This window comes from Paraburkholderia sartisoli (genome assembly GCF_900107685.1).
In the GTDB taxonomy this organism is placed as follows: domain Bacteria; phylum Pseudomonadota; class Gammaproteobacteria; order Burkholderiales; family Burkholderiaceae; genus Paraburkholderia; species Paraburkholderia sartisoli.
Map to the genome: position 1 here is coordinate 244,180 of NZ_FNRQ01000005.1, position 20,726 is coordinate 264,905.

Annotated in this window: 14 protein-coding genes, 1 tRNA gene, 3 pseudogenes and 2 riboswitches; of the genes and pseudogenes, 4 read left to right on the plus strand and 14 right to left on the minus strand. The window is 61.3% G+C overall.

The window, feature by feature from the left end; genetic code table 11:
• Positions 1 to 44: 44 nt before the first annotated feature.
• The 7 genes from BLV45_RS16970 to BLV45_RS17000 form a co-directional block, all read right to left on the minus strand.
• Positions 45 to 815 (minus strand): cephalosporin hydroxylase family protein, encoded by a 771-nt coding sequence (locus BLV45_RS16970; protein WP_090535112.1) that lies wholly within the window; start codon positions 813 to 815, stop codon positions 45 to 47.
• Positions 812 to 1,873, minus strand: coding sequence for a class I SAM-dependent methyltransferase (locus BLV45_RS16975; RefSeq protein ID WP_090535113.1), 1,062 nt, complete (start codon positions 1,871 to 1,873; stop codon positions 812 to 814). The genes BLV45_RS16970 and BLV45_RS16975 overlap by 4 nt, the downstream gene beginning before the upstream one ends.
• Positions 1,870 to 2,715, minus strand: a complete 846-nt coding sequence (locus BLV45_RS16980) for an NAD-dependent epimerase/dehydratase family protein (RefSeq protein ID WP_090535114.1) — start codon at positions 2,713 to 2,715, stop codon at positions 1,870 to 1,872. Before BLV45_RS16980 ends, BLV45_RS16975 begins: the two co-directional genes overlap by 4 nt.
• Positions 2,716 to 3,014: 299 nt before the next feature.
• The gene (gene gcvP, locus BLV45_RS16985) at positions 3,015 to 5,945 is read right to left on the minus strand and encodes an aminomethyl-transferring glycine dehydrogenase (protein ID WP_090535115.1); all 2,931 of its coding nucleotides are present in this window, start codon (positions 5,943 to 5,945) and stop codon (positions 3,015 to 3,017) included.
• A 67-nt stretch (positions 5,946 to 6,012) separates the two neighbouring features.
• Complete coding sequence (gcvH, locus tag BLV45_RS16990) at positions 6,013 to 6,393, minus strand: glycine cleavage system protein GcvH (protein ID WP_090535116.1); 381 nt, start codon at positions 6,391 to 6,393, stop codon at positions 6,013 to 6,015.
• Positions 6,394 to 6,466: 73 nt separating this feature from the next.
• Complete coding sequence (gene gcvT / locus BLV45_RS16995; RefSeq protein WP_090535117.1) at positions 6,467 to 7,585, minus strand: glycine cleavage system aminomethyltransferase GcvT; 1,119 nt, start codon at positions 7,583 to 7,585, stop codon at positions 6,467 to 6,469.
• Between the two features lie 79 nt (positions 7,586 to 7,664).
• A riboswitch (glycine riboswitch) is annotated at positions 7,665 to 7,812 on the minus strand.
• A 49-nt stretch (positions 7,813 to 7,861) separates the two neighbouring features.
• Positions 7,862 to 7,962, minus strand: a riboswitch (glycine riboswitch).
• Between the two features lie 147 nt (positions 7,963 to 8,109).
• Positions 8,110 to 9,171, minus strand: a complete 1,062-nt coding sequence (locus tag BLV45_RS17000; protein WP_090535118.1) for an oxidoreductase — start codon at positions 9,169 to 9,171, stop codon at positions 8,110 to 8,112.
• Between the two features lie 261 nt (positions 9,172 to 9,432).
• Between BLV45_RS17000 and BLV45_RS17005 the strand changes: the two genes are divergently transcribed.
• Complete coding sequence (locus BLV45_RS17005; protein WP_090535119.1) at positions 9,433 to 11,517, plus strand: UvrD-helicase domain-containing protein; 2,085 nt, start codon at positions 9,433 to 9,435, stop codon at positions 11,515 to 11,517.
• Between the two features lie 136 nt (positions 11,518 to 11,653).
• On the opposite strand, the gene BLV45_RS17010 is transcribed toward BLV45_RS17005, so the two are convergent.
• Positions 11,654 to 12,556: a c-type cytochrome gene (locus BLV45_RS17010; protein WP_090535120.1), complete on the minus strand. Its 903-nt coding sequence runs from the start codon at positions 12,554 to 12,556 to the stop codon at positions 11,654 to 11,656.
• A 296-nt stretch (positions 12,557 to 12,852) separates the two neighbouring features.
• Between BLV45_RS17010 and BLV45_RS17015 the strand changes: the two genes are divergently transcribed.
• A tRNA-Arg gene (locus tag BLV45_RS17015) sits at positions 12,853 to 12,928 on the plus strand.
• 65 nt (positions 12,929 to 12,993) lie between these two features.
• Here the strand turns inward: BLV45_RS17015 and BLV45_RS17020 are convergent.
• Positions 12,994 to 13,232 (minus strand): annotated as a pseudogene (locus BLV45_RS17020) (tyrosine-type recombinase/integrase); the annotation flags it as partial.
• Here BLV45_RS17020 and BLV45_RS17025 point away from each other — a divergent pair.
• Both BLV45_RS17025 and BLV45_RS17030 read left to right on the plus strand, forming a co-directional pair.
• Positions 13,232 to 13,954: pseudogene (locus BLV45_RS17025) on the plus strand (phage terminase large subunit family protein); the annotation flags it as partial. The pseudogenes BLV45_RS17020 and BLV45_RS17025 sit on opposite strands and share 1 nt — an antisense overlap.
• Before the next feature lie 17 nt (positions 13,955 to 13,971).
• Positions 13,972 to 14,785, plus strand: a pseudogene (locus tag BLV45_RS17030) (phage portal protein); the annotation flags it as partial.
• Positions 14,786 to 15,082: 297 nt separating this feature from the next.
• On the opposite strand, the gene BLV45_RS17035 reads toward BLV45_RS17030, so the two are convergent.
• From BLV45_RS17035 to BLV45_RS17055, 5 genes are all read right to left on the minus strand, one after another.
• Complete coding sequence (locus BLV45_RS17035) at positions 15,083 to 15,754, minus strand: hypothetical protein (RefSeq protein WP_143130438.1); 672 nt, start codon at positions 15,752 to 15,754, stop codon at positions 15,083 to 15,085.
• Positions 15,755 to 15,762: 8 nt separating this feature from the next.
• Positions 15,763 to 16,824, minus strand: coding sequence for a ParA family protein (locus BLV45_RS17040; protein WP_245753339.1), 1,062 nt, complete (start codon positions 16,822 to 16,824; stop codon positions 15,763 to 15,765).
• A gap of 155 nt (positions 16,825 to 16,979) precedes the next feature.
• Positions 16,980 to 17,987 (minus strand): hypothetical protein, encoded by a 1,008-nt coding sequence (locus BLV45_RS27155; protein WP_143130439.1) that lies wholly within the window; start codon positions 17,985 to 17,987, stop codon positions 16,980 to 16,982.
• Between the two features lie 7 nt (positions 17,988 to 17,994).
• Positions 17,995 to 19,023, minus strand: coding sequence for a DGQHR domain-containing protein (locus BLV45_RS17050; RefSeq protein WP_090535124.1), 1,029 nt, complete (start codon positions 19,021 to 19,023; stop codon positions 17,995 to 17,997).
• A 15-nt stretch (positions 19,024 to 19,038) separates the two neighbouring features.
• Positions 19,039 to 20,298, minus strand: coding sequence for a DNA-methyltransferase (locus BLV45_RS17055; RefSeq protein ID WP_218133545.1), 1,260 nt, complete (start codon positions 20,296 to 20,298; stop codon positions 19,039 to 19,041).
• Positions 20,299 to 20,726 lie beyond the last annotated feature (428 nt).

The window sequence follows — 20,726 nt, forward strand, 5'->3', positions numbered from 1 at the left end:
CCGGTGCGCAGTGGCTCCGATTCCGGAGCCACTGCGCACACGGGTCAACGTACGCGCTTCAGATAGCCTTCAGGCGCCACTGAAATCAGCAGCTTGTTGTCGATCTGCCGGTCGATTTCGAACTCCGGATGCTTTTCGACATAGGCCCACACGGCGGTCTTCGGGTTGTCGCCGTGATCCCAGGGACGATCCGGGAAGCTGCCGCGCGGCAGATCTTCGATGACCGTGTCGAACGTGACGCAGTAACTGCCGGGCGTGACGAGCGGGGCATAGGCTTCGAGTTCGGCCAGCACGTGCTCATGCGTGTGGTTGGAGTCGAGGCACACCAGCACGCTCTTGCAGCCCCCGGCGTGGCGGTACACCTGCTCGACCACGTCCGCTGCGACCGACGAGCCCTGGATCAGATCGATCCGGTTCGCGAGCGGGTGGCGCTCGATGGCTTCGCGGTTGTGCGGCCGGATGTCGATGTCGACGCCCACTACGCGGCGGCGCGGGTTTGCCGGGTCGAGCATCTGCCCGCTTTCTGTTGCATCGCACAGATCAAGCATCGCGAGCATCGACGCGCTCATGATCAGCGATCCGCCGTGCGCGATGCCGGTTTCGATGATGATGTCCGGACGCACTTCCCAGATCAGTTCCTGCATCGCGACCATGTCCTGCGGATACTGGATGATCGGACGTCCGAGCCACGTGAAGTTGTACGAGTAACGCGGCGCCGTCGTGGCGGTCACGAACTGCAGGCCCACGTCTCGCAGGGCAGGGTCGCGACCGTTGGCGTCGATGCGCTGACGCGTTTCCATCTGGAAGTCATTCATGAGTCGATGCCAATGTAGTTGAATTGAGCGCCTGCCTGCGCGCGGATTTCGTCGAGGTAGTTCGAGTTCATCACGTAGATCGTGGCGCCCGGCGCGAGATCGGGCAGTACTTCGTCGGGCGACTTCACCTTGAGGCCAGTCGTCGGCAGATAGCGGCCCTGTTTGGCCGGATTGATGTCGATGACGGCCGAGACTGGCAAGCCCTCGCGCGCGCACTGGAGGGCAAAAATCACACCTTTTGACGCGCCGCCCCAGACGATGCCGCCATTCGAATGGCTTCCGTCAGTGACATTGCGTGATTTCTGCACGCCAAGGTCCGCCGGAAAGCGCACTGCGGTGCCTGCGTCGTAGCGCGGCGTTCGCAGGCTCGCGAGATCGGCGACGACGTACTGATACTGGCCGCCGAACAGATGCCCGCTTTCGTGGACCACGCCGAACATCCGCTCGAAGTCGACGGGGCGGAAGTAGTTGACATGCTCGTAGAAGATATCGAACCAGGCCGCGTGTTCGCAGATCCACTCGAAGCAGGGCACCTCGATGTAGATACGGCCGCGGCCGCCGTTGGCGTCGCGGATACGTTCGAGGAAGGCTACCGGGTCTTTGACGTGTTCGAGTACGTGACGCAGCACGAGACCGTCGCCGGCCACGCCCGCGTCGGATGCGAAATAGCGCTTCTCGATGGCCGGGTTCGAACCTTCATACGCCGGATCGAAGCCGGTGATGTCGAAGCCGCGTTCCGCGAGCATCTCCAGGAAATAGCCCTTGCCGCACGCCACTTCGACGATCGAGCGTGTGCCGAGTGTCCGCGTGACGATCTCCGCAACCGCTTCCAGATGCTTGCGAAAGTGCGCGCTGACGGCCTGCTCGTTCTGATAATGCTCGTCGTAGACGATCAGTTCCGGCCGGAACGCGTTGTTGTAGACGAGACCGGTCGTCAGGTCCTCCACGAGATGGACGTCTCCTACCGGCGCGCTGCGCGCTTCGGCTTCGGTGTCGTACATCCGGTTCTGAAAAACCGGCAGGTTGTTCGCGCGATAGAGTTCCCGAAGTGCGGTCATTGCCTCTCCAGCACGCTATCAAGCTTGTTTCGTGCGCCCCAGAACGCCATCGGCTCATAGTCCGGATACGGATACCGGCCGAGATCCAGCGCAATCTCGCGGTCGTTGTCGCTCAGCCATTGTTCGACGAGACCGCGCACGGACCGGGGCACGCCCGAGCAGACGTTTACCGGCCCAGGGTTTTTCCCGCTCAACGCGAGCGTCACGAGATGTCGTGCGACCTCAGCGACGCTCAGGTAATCGCGCAGCTGATCGCCGCGGGACATGCCGAACGTCGGATCGCCGCGCTCGACGGCCTGCTGAAGTTGCGGAAGCAGCGATGTCGCGGCCTGCCCCTCGCCATGCATGAAGAAGAGGCGTGCCCATGTCAGATTGAAGCCGGAGTCGCGCTGTAGAAATTCCAGTTGCCGCCGCAGCGCGTCTTTTGCGAATCCGTAAGGTGTGACAGGAGCGGTTGGGTCGTCCTCGCGAAGCGCGCCGGAGCGCAATCCGTATTCGAGGCACGTGCCTGACACCAGCACGGACTTGACCCCGGCCCGAACCATCTGTCGGAGAAAACTGTAATGCGCCGGCAGTTCGGTCTCGAAATGATGCCGGGCGCGGTAGTGCGGCAGTCCGCCCCACGCCAGGTGAATCAGCGTGTCGGGCATGCCGAGTCGCTCGAAGGCCTGCTCGGGCGCTGAAGCGATGTCGAGCGTCACCCACCGGACGTTTTCGTACTGCGGAAGCGCGGTCCCGTCACCACGCGTCGCCGCGACCACGTCAAAACCACGTGCGGTCAGCTCGGCGAGCACGTGCCGGCCAATGAAGCCGGTCGCGCCGGTTAAGGCAATGTGGGGCATGAAAGGGTCCGCGCCTTCTAGATAGCAATCGCAACTGTAGAAACCTGATACGAAGTGTACGGGGAGCCTGGCGGAGCATTTCGGGGAAAAGGGGCCGAAATTCGCGCTAATTCGCGGCGATCGGCGGCCCGAAGGCGCGCGGCGGACAGGGCGCGTGGGCTTTGCGGAGAAGGGAACGGATGCGCGGGAATTACCGGCTTTTAACCGCCAGAACGCACAGGGCAGGGGCGTGGGCCGGCCAGGATGGGCGGTGCGGAGGTCCCGACGGAGCCTCCGCACCCGACGCTACGAGAGGCGGGTTACGCGTAGTCCGCCACCGGCACGCACGAGCAGAACAGGTTGCGGTCGCCATAGACGTTGTCCGCGCGGCCAACCGGCGGCCAGTACTTCTGCGCGATCAGCGACTTCAGCGGATACGCCGCGGCCTCGCGCGCATACGCATGCTTCCAGTCGTCGGCGACGACGACCTGCGCGGTGTGCGGCGCGTGCTTCAACGGATTGTCCTCGCGATCGGCGCGGCCTTCCTCGACGGCGCGGATTTCGTCGCGGATCGCGATCATCGCTTCGATGAAGCGATCCAGTTCTTCCTTCGACTCCGATTCCGTCGGCTCGACCATCAGCGTGCCCGGGACCGGGAAGCTCATCGTCGGTGCGTGGAAACCGTAGTCCATCAGACGCTTGGCGACGTCGTCCACGCTGATGCCGCTCGAATCCTTGATCGGCCGCAGATCCAGGATGCATTCGTGCGCGACGAGTCCGCCCGGGCCCGAATACAGCACCGGGTAGTGCGGCGCGAGCCGGTTCGCGACGTAGTTCGCGTTGAGGATCGCGACTTCGGTGGCGGCGGTGAGGTTCTTCGCGCCCATCATCGCGATGTACATCCACGAGATCGGCAGGATCGAGGCGGAGCCATACGGCGCGGCCGACACGGCGCCGATGCCGCTCGCGTCGCGCTCGTAACCCGACGACGCCTGGTTCGGCAGGAATTTCGCCAGATGCGCACCGACCGCGACAGGGCCGACGCCCGGTCCGCCGCCGCCGTGCGGAATGCAGAACGTCTTGTGCAGGTTCAGGTGCGAGACGTCGCCGCCGAACTGGCCCGGCGCCGTGAGGCCGACCATCGCGTTCATGTTCGCGCCGTCCACGTACACCTGGCCGCCGTGCGCATGCACGATCTCGCAGATTTCGCGGATGTTCGCCTCGAACACGCCGTGCGTCGACGGATACGTGATCATGATCGCGGCGAGCTTGTCGGCGTGCTGCGCGGCCTTCTTCTTCAGGTCTTCGATATCGACGTTGCCCTGCGCGTCGCACGCGACGACGACCACCTGCATGCCGGCCATCTGCGCCGAAGCCGGGTTCGTGCCGTGCGCCGAAGCCGGAATCAGGCAGACGTTGCGATGGCCTTCGCCGCGCGACGCGTGGTACGCGTGGATGATCAGCAAGCCCGCATATTCGCCCTGCGAGCCGGCGTTCGGTTGCAGCGAAACGGCCGCGTAGCCGGTCGCGGCGACCAGCATCTGTTCGAGCTGGTCGATCATTTCGCGGTAGCCGACGGTCTGCTCGGCCGGCGCGAACGGATGGATCTGGCCGAACTCCGGCCACGTGACCGGCAACATTTCCGACGTCGCGTTCAGCTTCATCGTGCACGAGCCGAGCGGTATCATCGAGCGGTCGAGCGCGAGGTCCTTGTCCGACAGGGTGCGCAGGTAGCGCAGCATTTCCGTCTCCGAATGGTGACGGTTGAACACGTGATGCGTGAGGTACGCGCTCGTGCGTTCCAGCGACGCCGGGAACGAATCCGCCGCGCCCAGCGCCGCGTCCAGCGCGTCGACCTGTGGCACGTCGTCTACGAACGCCGCCTGCGCGAACGCGGCGAGGAGATCGGCGAGATCGCCGCGCTTCGTGGTTTCGTCGACGGAAACGCCGACGCGCGTTTCGCTCACGCGGCGCAGGTTGATGCCCTTCGCCGTCGCCGCGTCGTGCAGCGCCTGCGTGCGCGCGCCGGTTTCGAACGTGAGCGTGTCGAAGAACGTGTCGTTGACGAGCGTGTAGCCGAGCTGTTTCGCACCTTCGGCGAGCAGCGCGGCGATGCGGTTCACCCGCAGCGCGATCGTCTTCAGGCCGCGCGGGCCGTGATAGACCGCGTACATGCTCGCCATGATCGCGAGCAGCGCCTGCGCGGTACACACGTTCGACGTGGCTTTCTCACGGCGAATATGTTGTTCGCGGGTTTGCAGCGCGAGACGCAGCGCCGGGTTGCCCTGCGCATCGACGGTCACGCCGACGAGACGCCCCGGCATCTGACGCTTGAACTCGTCGCGCACGGCGAGATACGCGGCGTGCGGACCGCCGAAGCCCACCGGCACGCCAAAGCGCTGCGTGTTGCCGACGGCCACGTCCGCGCCCCATTCGCCCGGCGGCGTCAGGACGGTCAGCGCGAGCAGGTCGGCGGCGACCACCACGTGGCCGCCCGCGGCGTGGATCGCGTCAGCCAGCGCGCGGTAATCGCGCACGTCGCCATTCACACCTGGATATTGCAGCAGCACGCCGAACGCGTTGGTGCTGGCGGCATCGGCCGCCGGGCCCACCTTCACTTCGATGCCGACCGGCTTCGCGCGGGTCTGCACGACTTCGATGGTTTGCGGCAGGACGTCGTCGGCGATGTAGAACACGTTCGACTTCGGCTTGCCGACGCGTTGCAGCAGCGTCATGGCTTCGGCCGCGGCAGTGGCTTCGTCGAGCAGCGATGCGTTGGAAATCGACAGGCCGGTCAGGTCGATCACCATCTGCTGGAAGTTCAGCAGCGCTTCGAGACGGCCCTGCGAAATTTCCGGCTGATACGGCGTGTACGCCGTGTACCACGCCGGATTTTCCAGCACGTTGCGCAGGATCACCGCCGGCGTGTGGGCGTTGTAGTAGCCCTGGCCGATGTAGGAGCGGAACACCTGGTTCTTGTCCGCGAGTTCGCGCAGCGCGGCGAGCGCCTCGGCTTCGCTCTTCGGCTGGGTGAAGGGGCCGAGCGGCAGCGTTTCGCCGCGGCGGATCGTCTTCGGAATCACGGCGTCCATCAGCGCGGCGCGCGACGCGAAGCCGAGGGCTTCGAGCATCGCCTGCTGATCGGCGGAATCCGGGCCGATATGCCGTTCGGCGAAGGCGTCATGCACTTCGAGCGCGGCGAGCGAGAGAGGAGTGCGGTTCATCAGACGATCCGGGTGTTCGAGCTTCATGAGGTGTTCCTGGCGGTGCGGCTATCCGGCTTCGTGCGCCGGGCGCCGCACCTGACGGGTTGAAAAATTACTCGCCGATGGACTTCGAATACGCGTCGGCGTCGATCAGGCGGTCGGTCGCGGCGCCGGCGGCCGGCTTGATCTTGAAAAGCCAGCTGTCGTACGGCGCGCTGTTGACGGAATCCGGCGTGTCGGTGAGCGCCGTGTTCGATTCGACGATCTCGCCCGAAACCGGCGCGTAGATGTCCGAAGCCGCCTTCACGGATTCGATCACCGCGACGGCGTCACCGGCCGTCACCGTGCGGCCGGCTTCCGGCAGTTCGAGAAAAACGATATCGCCGAGCGCTTCCTGCGCGTGGTCGGTGATACCGACCGTCAGCGTGCCGTCGGCTTCGGTGCGAACCCATTCGTGCGATTCGGTGTATTTCAGATCGGCCGGGATGCTCATCGGATGCTCCTGTTGCGTATGTATGTGTTGGCTGGATTGGGCTTTGAAGGATGGACGCGCGCGCGGCCGTGGCTCAGACGGCGAGCACCTTGCCATTGCGCACGAACGGCAGTTTTACCACGCTTGCGGGCAGGGCTTTGTCGCGGATTTGCACATGGACGACGTCGCCCGGCTGCACGCCCTTCGGCACGCGCGCAAAGGCGATCGATTCCTGCATCGTCGGCGAAAACGTGCCGCTTGTGATTTCGCCGTCGCCGTGGGGCGTGACCACTTTCTGGTGCGCGCGCAGCACGCCGCCCGCCTTGCCGTTTTCCTTCTGCAGGATCAGGCCGACGAACGCCGAGCGCGAGCCGTCTGCCTCCAGTTTCGCGCGTCCGACGAATTCGCGCGCATTCACGAGATCAACCGTCCACGCGAGGCCGGCGTCGAGCGGCGAGACGCCGTCGTCCATATCCTGGCCGTACAGGTTCATGCCCGCTTCGAGGCGCAGCGTGTCGCGCGCGCCCAGGCCGCACGGGCGCACGCCCTGTGCCTGCAATGCGTTCCACAGCGCTTCGACATGCACGGCCGGGACGATGATTTCGAAGCCGTCTTCGCCCGTATAGCCGGTGCGCGCGACGGTCAGTTCGCCAAACGGCGTATCCGCGACGCGCGCGGCGTTGAACGGCTTCAGCGCTTCAGTCGCGGTGCGCGCGGCTGGCACGGTTTGCCAGACCTTTTCGCGCGCGTTCGGGCCCTGTACGGCGACGATCGCGTAGTCGCGGCGCGGCGCGATTGTCAGGCCGAAGCCGCGTTCCGCGTTCAGCTGGTTGAACCAGGCGATGTCCTTGTCGGCGGTGCCGGCGTTCACGACGACGCGGAAATGATCCTCGCTGAAGTAGTACACGATCAGGTCGTCGATCACGCCGCCTTGCGGGTTCAGCAGGCACGAGTAGAGCGCGCGGCCGGGCGTTTGCAGTTTGGCGACGTTGTTCGCCAGTGCGAATTCGAAGAAGGGACGAACCTTGTCGCCGGTGAAATCGACGACGCACATGTGCGAGACGTCGAACATGCCGGCGTCGGTGCGCACGGCGCGGTGCTCGTCGATCTGCGAGCCGTAGTTGACGGGCATGTCCCAGCCGCCAAAGTCGACCATGCGTGCGTTGAGCGCGCGATGCGTCGCGTGGAGCGGGGTGTGTTTGAGTTCGGTCATGGGGCCTCGGGCGTCTCGCGAATCAGGAAAGGCCATGCATCCAGTCGCTCGCGGCCGTGTGCCTGCGATCGACCGGATGCATGACCCCTCTGTCCTCGATACCTGAGAGATTGCGCTACCGGATCAGTGAACCTGTCACGATGAACGCGCGCCCCTTCGGTGGGCAGCCTGCCGGTCGCGCGATGGAATCGCAACGATGGCTACTGCCGCTCTCCAGAGTGCGAAAAACGTCCGTTTGCGATGATCTGACTGATCAGATCTGACGAAACGGGTTCTTCGACGCAGTCGGTCCTTTTGCCTGAGAGTTTGCGGGTGTGCCCCTTCGGCGGCGCGGCCTGCGATGTCCTGCGGCCAGCACGCTCTCCCGACGCGTGCGGCGAATGTACGCGAGCCCCTCTACCTTGTCAAATTGAGACGGCGCGGCCCGCGCTGGCGCTGCGCGGGCCGGTTTTACGCGCCAAAAATACTGGCTGCGGCCGGCGTCATCCGATGATGGGCCGGTCCGCTATTCCCTTTCGACGCTGTCAGGCGGCGCGCGCTCCGGTACGCTGGAACGGCAGGCGACGGCCTTCCCGCGCGCTCTGGTCCGCCAGCTCGATGATCGTCATGACGTCGACCGCTTCTTCGGGACAGATCGGGAACGCCGCACCGTCGTGGATCGTGGCTGCGAGCGACCGGTAGAAGTTCGCGTATTCGCCGTCGCGTGTCGGCAGCGGACGCTCTACTTCAAGCTCGCCATCCAGCTCGCGCAGCAGTCCCGGCTCATTGCCGCCGCCGAATTCGACGTCGCCCGGATGCAGGCCGGCTTTCAACTGGTCTTCCTGCGTGTCGAGGCCGAACTTCACGTAGCTGCCGCGCGTGCCGTGGATCGCGAAGCGCGCCGGCGCGATCGCCGCGAGCGCCGTGGCGTGCAGCACGATTTCCTTGTCCGGATAGCCGAGTTGCAGATGGACATAATCCGGCGCCGTGCCTTCGTCGCGATGAATGCCGACCGTGGCCATGATCGTCGACGGCACGCCGAACAGCACCAGTGCCTGGTCGATCAGATGCGGCCCGAGATCGAACAGCAGACCGCCGCCGCGCGCCGCTTCCTCGCGCCAGCGTGGCTTGACGAGCGGCCGGAAGCGGTCGAAATGCGATTCGTAATGCGTGATGCGGCCCAACTCACCGCTCGCGACCAGATCGTGCACCGTCAGGAAATCGCCGTCCCAGCGGCGGTTGTGAAAGGGCGCGAACACGAGCTTCTTCTGGCGGGCGAGGTCGGCGAGCGTGCGGGCGTCGGCGGCGGAAAGCGTGACCGGCTTGTCGACGACCACGTGCCTGCCCGCTTCGAGCACGCGCTTCGCGAGATCGAAGTGCGTGTCGTTCGGCGTCGCGATGACGACGCATTCGATGTCGGGGAGCGCGAGCAGCGCGTCGAGGTCCGGCACGACGGACGCGTCGGGATAGTCGGCGAGTGCTTTGGCGGGCTGGCCTGTCGCGATCGCCGCGACGCTTGCGCGGCCGCAGTTGTCGATCACGGGTGCATGGAACGTGGCGCCGGCAAAACCGTAGCCCATCAACCCTGTTTTCAGTGATGTAGACATGCGAACTTCCTGCAGGAGCGGCGCGCGGCGGGGGCGGCGCGCAACGCTGTAATTGTGACACGGCGCCCGCTGTTCGCGTTCTCCCGCACGGCGTCAGCGGGGCTTTCATCCGTGTTAACATCGCGGGTCTCGTGCTGGCGGCCCGAGCCGGAAAAACGTGGCGCGGCAAGCGCCCGCACGCACCCGGAGCCCCGCCAGGCCGCATGCCTCCGGGCGGGTCTTCATCCACTCGCCCTCAACCGCACTACCTTCCAGTCAACGATGTCCGCAGGCCTGAACTCCGCCCAGAACGAAGCGGTGCGCTATCTCGATGGTCCCTGTCTCGTGCTCGCCGGCGCGGGCAGCGGCAAGACGCGCGTGATCACCCAGAAAATCGCGCACCTGATCGAGGCCAAGGGGTTCGAGCCGCGCCACATCGCCGCCCTCACGTTCACCAACAAGGCCGCCGCGGAAATGCGCGAGCGCATCGGCAAGCTGCTCGAAGGCAAGACGCTGACGGCGCCCGGCAAGGAAGGCCGCAAGGTGCCCGTCAACCAGCTGACCGTGTGTACGTTCCACTCGCTCGGCGTGCAGATCCTGCGCCAGGAGGCCGAACACGTCGGGCTCAAGCCGCAGTTTTCGATCATGGATTCCGACGACTGCTTCGGCATGATCCAGGAGCAGGTCGGCTCGACGGACAAGGGTTTCATCCGCAAGATCCAGTCGATCATTTCGCTGTGGAAAAACGGCCTGATCATGCCCGACGAGGCGATGACGCTCGCCTCGAACGAGGACGAGCACCAGGCCGCGATCGTCTATCGCAATTACGTCGCGACGCTGCACGCGTACCAGGCCGTCGATTTCGACGACCTGATCCGTCTGCCCGCCGAACTCTTCGCCAAGAACGAACCGGTGCGCGACCGCTGGCAGAACAAGCTGCGCTATCTGCTGATCGACGAGTATCAGGACACCAACGCGTGCCAGTACGAGCTGCTGAAGCAACTGGCCGGCCCGCGCGCCGCGTTCACCGCGGTGGGCGACGACGATCAGGCGATCTACGGCTGGCGCGGCGCCACGCTGGAAAACCTCGCGCAGCTCGGCAAGGATTTCCCGAAGCTGCACGTGGTCAAGCTCGAGCAGAATTACCGCTCGACGGTGCGCATCCTGACCGCCGCGAACAACGTGATTGCGAACAATCCGAAGCTCTTCGAGAAGAAGCTGTGGTCCGAGCACGGCATGGGCGACACCATTAGCGTCACGCCTTGCAACGACGAAGAGCACGAGGCGGAGTCGGTCGTGTTCCGGCTGTCCGCGCACAAGTTCGAGCGGCGCGCGCAGTTCCGCGACTACGCGATCCTGTATCGCGGCAACTTCCAGGCGCGCATCTTCGAGCAGGTGCTGCGGCGCGAGCGGATTCCGTACGTGCTGTCGGGCGGCCAGTCGTTCTTCGACAAGGCCGAGATCAAGGATATCTGCGCGTACCTGCGCCTCATCGCCAACGCCGACGACGATCCCGCGTTCATCCGCGCGATCACGACGCCGCGCCGCGGCGTCGGCAACACGACGCTGGAAGCGCTCGGCGCGTTCGCGGGCCAGGCGAAGGTGTCGCTGTTCGAGGCGGTGTATATGGGCGGCATCGAGGCGCGGCTGTCGGCGCGTCAGGTCGAGCCGCTGCGGACGTTCTGCGATTTCATGCAGCGCCTGACGGACCGCGCCGACAGCGACGCCGCGACCACCGTCCTCAACGACCTGATGGACGCGATCCACTACGAAGCGTATCTGTACGACGCGTTCGACGAGCGCCAGGCGCAGTCGAAGTGGCAGAACGTGCTGGAGTTTCTGGAGTGGTTGAAGCGCAAGGGCACGAAGCCCGAGCCCGAGGCGGGCAGCGAGACGACCGGTTTCGATAACGCCGACGGCCTCGCTGACACCGGCAAGAACCTGCTCGGCCTGATCCAGACGGTGGCGCTGATGTCGATGCTCGAAGGCAAGGACGAAGACCCGGATGCGGTGCGTCTTTCGACGGTGCATGCGTCGAAGGGGCTCGAATATCCGCACGTGTTTCTGGTGGGCGTCGAGGAGGGCATCATGCCGCATCGCGGCGGCTCCGACGACGGCCCTGTCGACGAAGGTCGCATCGAGGAAGAACGCCGGCTGATGTACGTCGCGATCACGCGGGCGCAGCGCAGCCTGCATCTGAACTGGTGCAAGAAACGCAAGCGCGCGCGGGAGACGGTGGTGTGCGAGCCGTCGCGCTTTATTCCAGAGATGGCGCTCGACGAAGGCCCGCCGCCGACGCCCGAAGAAGCGCCGATGTCGCCGAAAGACCGGCTCGCCAGTCTCAAGGCGTTGCTGCAGAAGCCTTGAAGGTCGATTTCTTGCGGTTCAAGGCGGCTGCCGGTTAACAACGGTAAACCGAAGCAGACGAAAAAACCCCCTGCGAACGCTCGGTGCGCTCGCAGGGATTTTTGTTTTGCCTGCCGGGCCGGGCTGAAACCCGGCGTTACTTCACCGCGCTGACCATGTAGTCGACGGCGGCTTTCACGTCGGCGTCGGACGCGTTCGAGCCACCCTTCGGCGGCATCGCGCCCTTGCCGTGGAGCGCGTAGTTGTAGACCGTATCCATCGACTCCTTCAGACGCGGCGCCCACGCTTCCTTGTCGCCGTACTTCGGCGCGTTGAGCACGCCGGCCGCGTGGCAGGCCTGGCAGACCTGCGTGTAGAGCGCCTTGCCGGCCTGCGAGGCATCCGCGCTCTGCGCCGCCGGAGCGGGCGCCGCCTGCGGGACGCTCGCCATGGCGGCCATTGCCGCGGCGGCCTGCGCGGCGCCGGCATCTGAAGCACCTGCCGCCGCTGCGCCCGAAGCGGCTGCTGCACCCGATGCGCCTGCGGCAGCACCGGCCGCCGGCACGGGCGGATCGGCGAAGTTCGCGCCTGCGTTGTTCGCCATGTAGGCGACGGCGCGGCCGATTTCGTAATCGCTGTAGTCGTCCGGGCTCGTGCCGCCGCGCGCGGGCATCGCGCCCTTGCCGGTCAGCGCCGTGTGCCACAGCGTGTCGAAGCCCTGCGCGATGCGCGGCGCCCAGTCGGCGGCGTTGGTGAATTTCGGTGCGCCCGCAGTGCCTGCGGCGTGACAGGCGAAACAGACGGCCTTGTAGACTTCCTCGCCGGTTTTGTAGACGCGCGGCGCGTTGGCGTCGCGAATGTCGACCTGGGCCAGCGGGGCGATCCGCTGGCTGACGGCGGCCTCGGTGAGCCCGTCGGTGCCGGCGCCGGTGCGCGTGCCGTTGTCGACGTAATAGGCCAGTAGAACGATGATGACGATCGGGACTGCAAATCCGGCGATGACCGCAGCGAAGAGCTGCCCGGGGGTTTTGATCGGATTTCCGTGGGGTGCTTCGCTCATGCTTGTCTCGTCTCCGGGGATATTGTGAGCGGTACAACGTGACGGCAACGACCTGTTCTTTTATTACGAGGACGATTATAGACGCAACGTTTCGGCGGCGGCGAGCGCGGCGGACGCTCTTCAGTAGGCGTTTACGCGAATCTTCCGTGCCGCGCCGGGATGTCGCGAAGGCATGTCGAAGGCCGCTGGACGGGCTTGCGGCGGGTGGCGCGGTGGACGGGTCATCTGAAACCGGGTATGCTCTCGGTCTCGCTTTGGCGCCGCTTTCGTTGATTTTGCGGCGTTTTTCGTGAAATGCGCCCGTAGCTCAATGGATAGAGTACTGCCCTCCGAAGGCAGGGGTTGCTGGTTCGATCCCAGCCGGGCGCACCAATAGCCATATGGCTTTCAGCGGTTTCTCTGCTTCATCCGTTCCTCCCAGTACATTGAAAATACAGTCAGCCGGCGGCCGTCCGCGTGTCGACGACTTGTGTACGCGGTTGAACCCAGCGCGCCAGGTGATCGGCCAACAGATGCGCGTAGCGTTTCCCCAGCCTCCCAGTTCTTTGAGCACCTGTAACAGCGTGCCGCGCTGCACATGCCAGCTTGCCCACGTATGGCGCAGATCGTGCCAGCGGAAATCGCGGATTTTGGCGCGTTTGAGCGCTTTGGTCCGTGCGGCGGTCACCGTCTGGTATCGACGAGCTGCGCCTTGAATACAGAGCGCAGGAATACACGAATCTCTTGATGTGTCAGTTTATCGACGATACGGCGTCGATATTCCCGCTCGCGGATTTACAGCGCTGCATGGTCGACTCGTGGGAAGAATGGGCCGACGATTTCAAACCGCTCGCGCCCCGCCCTTTCGGTTTTCGGGCTGTTTGGGTCGGCTATGACCCTGCACTATCCGGTGACTCGGCCGGCTTGATCGTCGTCGCACCGCCGGCGGTGCCTGGTGGCAAGTTTCGCGTGCTGCAGAAGTGCCAATGGCGCGGCATGGATTTCGATGCACAGGCCGAGGCGATACCCACGATCACAAAGCAATACAACGTCGTCTATATGGCGATTAATACGACAGGCATCGACCAGGGCGTCTATCAGCTCGTCAGGCAGTTTTATCCGAACGCGATCGCGCTCAACTATTCGCCAGAGGTTAAAGACCGCCTGGTGCTCAAAGGCTTGTCGGTTATCGACAAGGGCCGGCTCGAATTCGATGCCGAATGGACTGACCTGGCGCAATCGTTCATGGCGATTCGTAAAGCCATGACGGCGAGCGGAAAGAGAGTCACCTATGAGGCGAGCCGTAACGAGGAAACAGGACACGCGGACCTTGCACGGGCGTGCCTGCACGCGCTCGGCAATGAACCGCTAGAGGGCGTCACCGCCAACAATACCGGCTTTATGGAGTTCTCAAATTGAGCAAGCGAAACCGCAACATGCACGCCGCACCGCCGGTGTCCTGGTCGTGCCTGGCTAAGACATTCCGCGCCAGCGTCCATCACGGCTTCGCGATCTACTTCAAACGCAACGTGTTATCGGCCACGTTCATTCCGCAAAGGTTGCTCACGCGCGAGGTGTTCGATAGATAGGCGCTCGATTTCCCCACGTTCGGCAATGGGTATCTTGAGCTGCGAAAGAACCGGCTAGGCGGGCCGCTCGCGTTCGAGCATGCAGCCGGCCAAGTACATGCGCCGCGCGACGGACCTGCAGCGCTTCTATCAGGTCAATGGGTGGCAGGCGTCGTACGAGTTCGCGACCGGAACCATGCACCACTTGATGGAACCAGACATTAATCAGGAGGTGTACGGCTTGCCCGAATATCTCGGCGCCCTGCACGCGGCATGGTTGAACGAGTCGGCGACGCTCTTTCGCCAGCGATATCACGAGAATGGCGCGCACGCGGGTTTCATCCTGTACATGATGGATGCGGCGCAGTCGCAAACCGATGTCGACGACATGCGAGCAGCGCTGAAAAACAGCAAGGGCCCAGACAATTTCCGAATCCTGTTTATGTACGCGCCGAACGGCAAGAAAGACGGTATCCAGCTCATTCCCGTTTCCGAGGTCACGGCGAAAGATGAGCTTTTCAACATCAAGAATGTGACGCGCGACGATTTGCTCGCGACGCATCGCATCCCGCCTCGGCTCATGGGAATCGCGCCGAGCAATACTGGCGGGCTTGGGGCGGCCGACACGGCCGCCGAGGTATTCGGCCGCAAGGAAATCGAGCAGTTGCAACGACGATTCTCGTAGCTCAATGAGTGGTTCGGTGACGAGGTTGTGCGCTTCAATACCTGTTCGATCAAGACGCCGAAGGCCGCCGTGTAAGTGACAGAAGATTCGTCCCAAGGGTGCATGGAAAGGGCAGCAGTTGGGCGCCCCAGACACGCCGCCAAGCATGCGTTCGCATGTCGCTGATCGACCCTGAACGGTTGATCCGCTTTCTTCGAAATCGTCATTGAAACGATAGCAATCGTTGGTGTCGATGCTGGACGTTCCGACGCACGGAACGTCCACAGCGTTGCAGTTTTTTCGAGTCAAGAGGGATCAATCGCGAGCTGTGGGTGAGCCATTAGCTCCAACGGTCCCGCCGCCTTCTGGTTCCTTGATTGCGCCGGCATCACTATCCGGAGAGGCGTCGCTTCGATTTCTGGGCTCACCATCACTCTCTTTTCCATCCTCTGACCCGGTTTGGGAAACGATGTCCTTTTTGGGCCTGTCAGATCTCATCTCCGCGCCCCTCTCCCTTATTGCGTCTGCCAGCGGGCCGAGCCGCGACAGCCCCCAACTAGTATCCGTTGACTTGAGTTTCTCCAGGCTCTCCGTCGACATCTCCGCTAGCAACTGCAAAATTGGTCGCATTGCGTCTGACCGTTGCTTCATCTGCGGATGTTCGCCGCGCGTTTCCATGAATAGTCGAACGTCACTTACAGAGGGCAAAAACGCCTTTTCGTCGAAACGCGAGGCCAGTGCGAGCAGTAAGGCCTTTTTTTTGTCGTTGCCCTCAAGGGCATCAACCAAACCAACCATGCCAGCAGGACGTCGCGACTTGCGACTTGGGGTTTTCTCTCTTTTCTGATTGTCGTAGCGGGTCACTACACTGTGCTCTGGCGCGAGCCCTTCTAGTGCCGACAGAGCGGTATCGAAGCCGTACTCGTCGATTAGCAGCTGAAGCCGCTGCATCAAGAATTTATTGCGCCGATTGTTCGCTGCATTCATGCCGTCAGTCAAAGTCCGATAGTGTTAAAAAATTCTTCGGCAAAGTATTTGAATTGAGTGGAATTTCCTCGATAGCTGTAATCCCCTCTCATCATCTTCGGGAAACCTCGAGAAAAGGGTAGTTCGTTTTTGAAGATGGGCCAACTGTTCTTTGCAGCCTCCGTTTTTATGTCGGCCATCGCGGCCCCTTTTTCGGGACCTCCACCATTTCCTCCATCGTAAAACGCGTTGTTGATAACGACGCCTGCAACCTCAATGGTTTGCCCTAAATTCTGCCGCCGGAAATCCTCAAGCGAGCGGTTCAGCAAAGGAAATCCGATTGTGGCGAAAAATTCCGGCTTCACCGGGACGAGCACCTTTCCGCTGGCATGATATGCAGCCCGAGTAAGAATAGATTCGGTTGGGGCGCAATCGATGATGATTAGATCCTTGTTAGCAAAATTCCCGGCTAGGTACTTGGCGAGCACCCGCGGATCTGGTCGCAACGCATTCGTCAGATTGTCAGCAAAATCAAAGCGAGAAGGCACCAGTTGTAGAGAGCGGCCATCTACCTCTATGATCGTTTCGATGGCGGCCGCACCGGGCAAAGCGCCAGGCTTCGATGCACCCGCGTGCGGTGGTAGATAGCCATTAAATATCTCAACAATCGATGGCCGTTTTCCTCGGAGGAAGGCCCCATATCCGTTTCGCATCAGAGCCTGGCTGAGATTCGCTTGCGGATCGAGATCGATCGCAAGGACGTCACTTCTCTTGAAATTGAATGCGTGTCGGGCAAGAAGCGTTGAGATAGTTGACTTCCCGACGCCTCCTTTCAGGTTGATTACGCAGACGGTGATGGGGCCCGTTGGTCTCGCCATGATTTTTCTCTCGATGTGTTTTGGTAGTTGGCAGCCCAGGTTCACGAATCTGGACAATCGTATTATCTGTCGTTTTTTGCGCGGGAAGGCGCGAAGCGAAGGCAAGAATTTGCCTTCGCGAGAGCTGTCGGCGGTTGCGGTATGGCCATGGGCTTGCTGCCTGCTGCGCCTGCGCTTTGCTTGGGTCGACGCTTTTGATGCAGTTGTGGGCACCCGGTCGAACCAATTGACTGCACGGGGTTACGAGCGATTTTGGTGCGATGAAAGTGATGCATTCTAATGCGGCAGGACTGTTGCCTTGCTTCTTCGTCCGGCGCTGAATTTGGCCGCCGGGTTGTCGGCAACGAGGCGGCGCTTCGGCTCACCTATCAGAGGGTATTCCAGTCGAAATTCGTAAGTGTTTTCAGCGCAGGTAACCTGCGATCTAGGAGCGCAAGTTCCGGCGCCAACATTCCCGATTTCGCCAACTCGGTTGCAAACTGACAAACCAGCTCGATCAGTGCGCACATGAGGTAAACAGCTCCCGACGCAGTTCCCGAAAATATCTCGTTGAAGAGATCCTGGGACGATTGAGCCTGTTTAATCGGGCCTTGAAAATCCACCTCCAACAGATCATTTGCAATCCATCCAGCAGATTGATAATTGACTGTGTTGCGATATCGCGCGAATTCCTTGTCATCGTGTTCATTCAAAGCGTCACGAAGCAGAACGACCAGAGGTGAGGCGGTGTCCAGTGTTCTGAGAACGCGTTTTAAAATTGCCCACTTATGGAAGTGGTCTAACGTCTTGAAGCGCAAGAACTGATAAGCTTCCGTTTCGCGATTAGCGGGGCCGCGTTTGCCGTTGACTTCATCTTGGGTCGCTCCCCAAACGTCAACGAGAACGAAGTCGTTATCAGCACGCTCAACGGTCATCCCAAGAAAGCACATTATGCTTGCCAGCGCAAACAGTGATGCTTGATAAGCGTCGACAACAGCCCAAGTATGCCGACCACTACTTACAAAGTTAGCGCATGTAATTTCAACATGCACAGCCTTGTGTGCTAGGTAATAAGCCTCGTGCAGTACTCCGCTGCGGGCACCGGAGATCGGTTCAACGATCTCGCCTGTCCGCGGAACACGGGGAAGTATCGCGTCAATTGCGGAGATCGAACTTATTCCCTCGCGGGGCGGGCTACCGGGCGGATCAATATCGGGAACATGTGCCAGCCAACCACGCAGAACGTGGTCGGAACTTCGACCGCGTATCCGGTCTATTTTGCTTTCCCACTTCGACCAACTGGGCTCCTTTGCCTCGACGTTTGCCGCGGCGAGGGCGCTTTTAGCAGCTGCTTCCCGCGCTTTTGCAGGAGAGAGGTTTTTTTGTTTTGCGGACATGTACGCCTCAGGAAAGCTTAAGACCGCTATGGCTTCCTGTAACAGTGGCGTATTGACGGAACTCTTCGACGAGGTCCTTCCCGACTTGCAATTCGGCCGCGCTGCCGGTGCCTCCCTTTTTCCACTGCGAAACATCGAAGTGGCCGATTGTGCTCAACACATCGGTGACGTCCGCGACTGTAAAGGATTGCTTCTCTCCCAATGTATAGCTAAACAAAGTTGGGAAAAAGTTGAACAAGCCGCCGAAACCAATAGTTTGGAAAAACACTGGATCCGCGCCCGCAAAATCCTTGGGGAAGACATTTCGTACAGCGAGATAAAAATTATCGATAATCTTAACTTGGTCTTCGAGACTGTACGTGCCAAGCAGACCAGTGTCTTCCCGAACAAGCGGTGCGACTTTTCGAACAAAATTCACTAGTGATAGTTGGCCGTTCTTTGGTGAGGTGGTCGAGACGATACGGCCAGCAAACGGAGAGTTTTCGTCCGAGCGAAGCATCAATGCTACATCCGCGGCTCTTTCCTTAGCTAACTCCGCAGCGGATAGTTTCGCCGGAAGCTTCTTTAGCAACGAATAATAGAGCGAAGTCGGAACTCCTTTCGCCTCTTTGTTGACAGTGACGAATTGCTGAATCTGCTCGTCAAGAGATAAGCCGATGAAGGCCACAACGGGCAACAACACATCCTTCTGGGCTTTCATTGCACCGATCAATCGATGCTGACCATCAATCACCCAGCCGGACTTCTTTCCCACCTTAACTTTGATATGTTTCCCGTCAAACGTTGCAGCCTTCTTTTCCAATGTGATCAGAATGCTGAGCGGGATGACATTTCCCGCATCGACGAACTTTGAAATCGCCGTCGTCCGCGCAGGTGATGCGGCGCGTTGGTATCCTTCGCTCGCATCCTCTTCCTTTTGATTGATCGAGACAAATTCGTAAATCTCCTTTGCTGACGCGAAGAAGAGGTGCAGCTTGTGTCCGTTTTGCTCTGCCTCAAGGCAGTCGTAGCTGTGTTCTTTGACCTTGGTCGTCATGTCTGTTCTCGATTGTTATCCAAGAATGTCGTCGGTAGTTTGCTGCCAGAAATGATCTGGGCGTTTCGCGACCTTCTCGTTTGGACTTGGCTCATACACTGGCATGTCCAATGGCCGAACACGGGCTATTCCCGAAACCGCCTCTGTAATTCTGTCCTTCGCGACGTCCGCATATTTTTCCGACAGCTCGCCGCCTAAAAATCTTCGCTTCTCAAGCATGGCTGCGACTCCGGATGAGCCGACACCACAATATGGATCCAGCAATATTCCGTCGACGGGGCACAACGCTTTCACCAAGCGCTGAACCAACGCGACCGGGAACTGACACGGGTGTTCCGTTTTCTCTATATGGTTGGCCTTCACGTTCGGAATATCCCAGATGTCAGACGGGTTTTTCCCCTTGGGGTTTCCGCTCAGCTCACCCTTATTCGGCCCCTTGGACGAACGCTTCCCAGGGTACTTCTGGCGCACGCGCACCGCATCAAGATCAAACAGGTAGTCGTCCCCTTTGGTGAACCACAGGATCGTCTCGTGCCGGCCGCTGAAACGTGTCTGACAGTGCAGACCATGACCAAACATCCATACTATTCGGTTACGCAGCTTCATGTCTGGAAATGCTCGCATGACGTCGTAGACAAGATAGTCCAGTGGAATCACCTCGTTTTTGCGCACGTAATTACCCACTTGCCAGCAGATGCTGCCTCCCGGCGCTGTCACTCGGACAATCTCGGGCAACATCGCAAGATGAGCGTCGACGAAGCTTTCCACCTCGTTGTTGCCTTCGTACTCCTTGCCCATGCAGTAAGGGGGCGAGGTAACTGTCAGATGGATCGACCTATCTGGAATGGAGCGAACTAGGCCCATGCTATCGCCGACGCGAATGACTGCATCGTGTCGGGCGTCGCGGACCGATTCCCAAGCCCGTCGCGAATTCTTGGTAACTAACATAGTCGGAATCTTCGGCAAATGAGGGATTATAGATCCGTTTTGCGAGGCAGTCCGCTCGTTCGCTGGCGCGACGCCATCTGAGGCGCCCGGATGCCAGTGCAGCGCGATTGGTGCCTGTTTGCGGGTGCAGCTAAATTGCAGTTTTGGTGTGACTGGCCTTGATGAACGTTGTTTAGCCTTGGTTTTGCAGATCGTGAGCTTCGCACGGTATTGATTTGTAAAGGGATGTAGTGCGTCGGTAAAACTGCCGAAAGCAGGGGTTGCTGGTTCGATCCCAGCCGGGCGTACCAACCCTGACAAGGATTTCGGCAATTCGTCCTCTCTCACCCGCCTTCTCGTTGCAGCCAGATATCAGCCAGCTTCGGTGATGCAATTGCAGTCAGTGGCGCCAGGTGATCTGCGACTGGGTTCGCATACCACTGCACTATCTCCATCGTTCCGCATTCTCGAGGCTCCTTCAGCATCTGCAACGGTATCGAAGAAATCGCCGATCTGTCAGCAAATCCTGCAGGCGCTACGCAAGCACAGCGCGACGCAACACCCGCTGTGCTTGCCGCGCGCCGCGCCACGCAAGCGCAAAGCTTTCCCTCGCGCCATGAAATCAACGATTCGCTTGACACGCCCAATTTGGCTTCGTAGAGTCGCTTCGACTGAGGCGTCATGTTGAATGACTGAATGACGTCTCCACGGCAACGTTGCCGTGCAACATATGGATGGCTATGTAGCCCCCGAATTTGCGTTTATGAACGCCGATT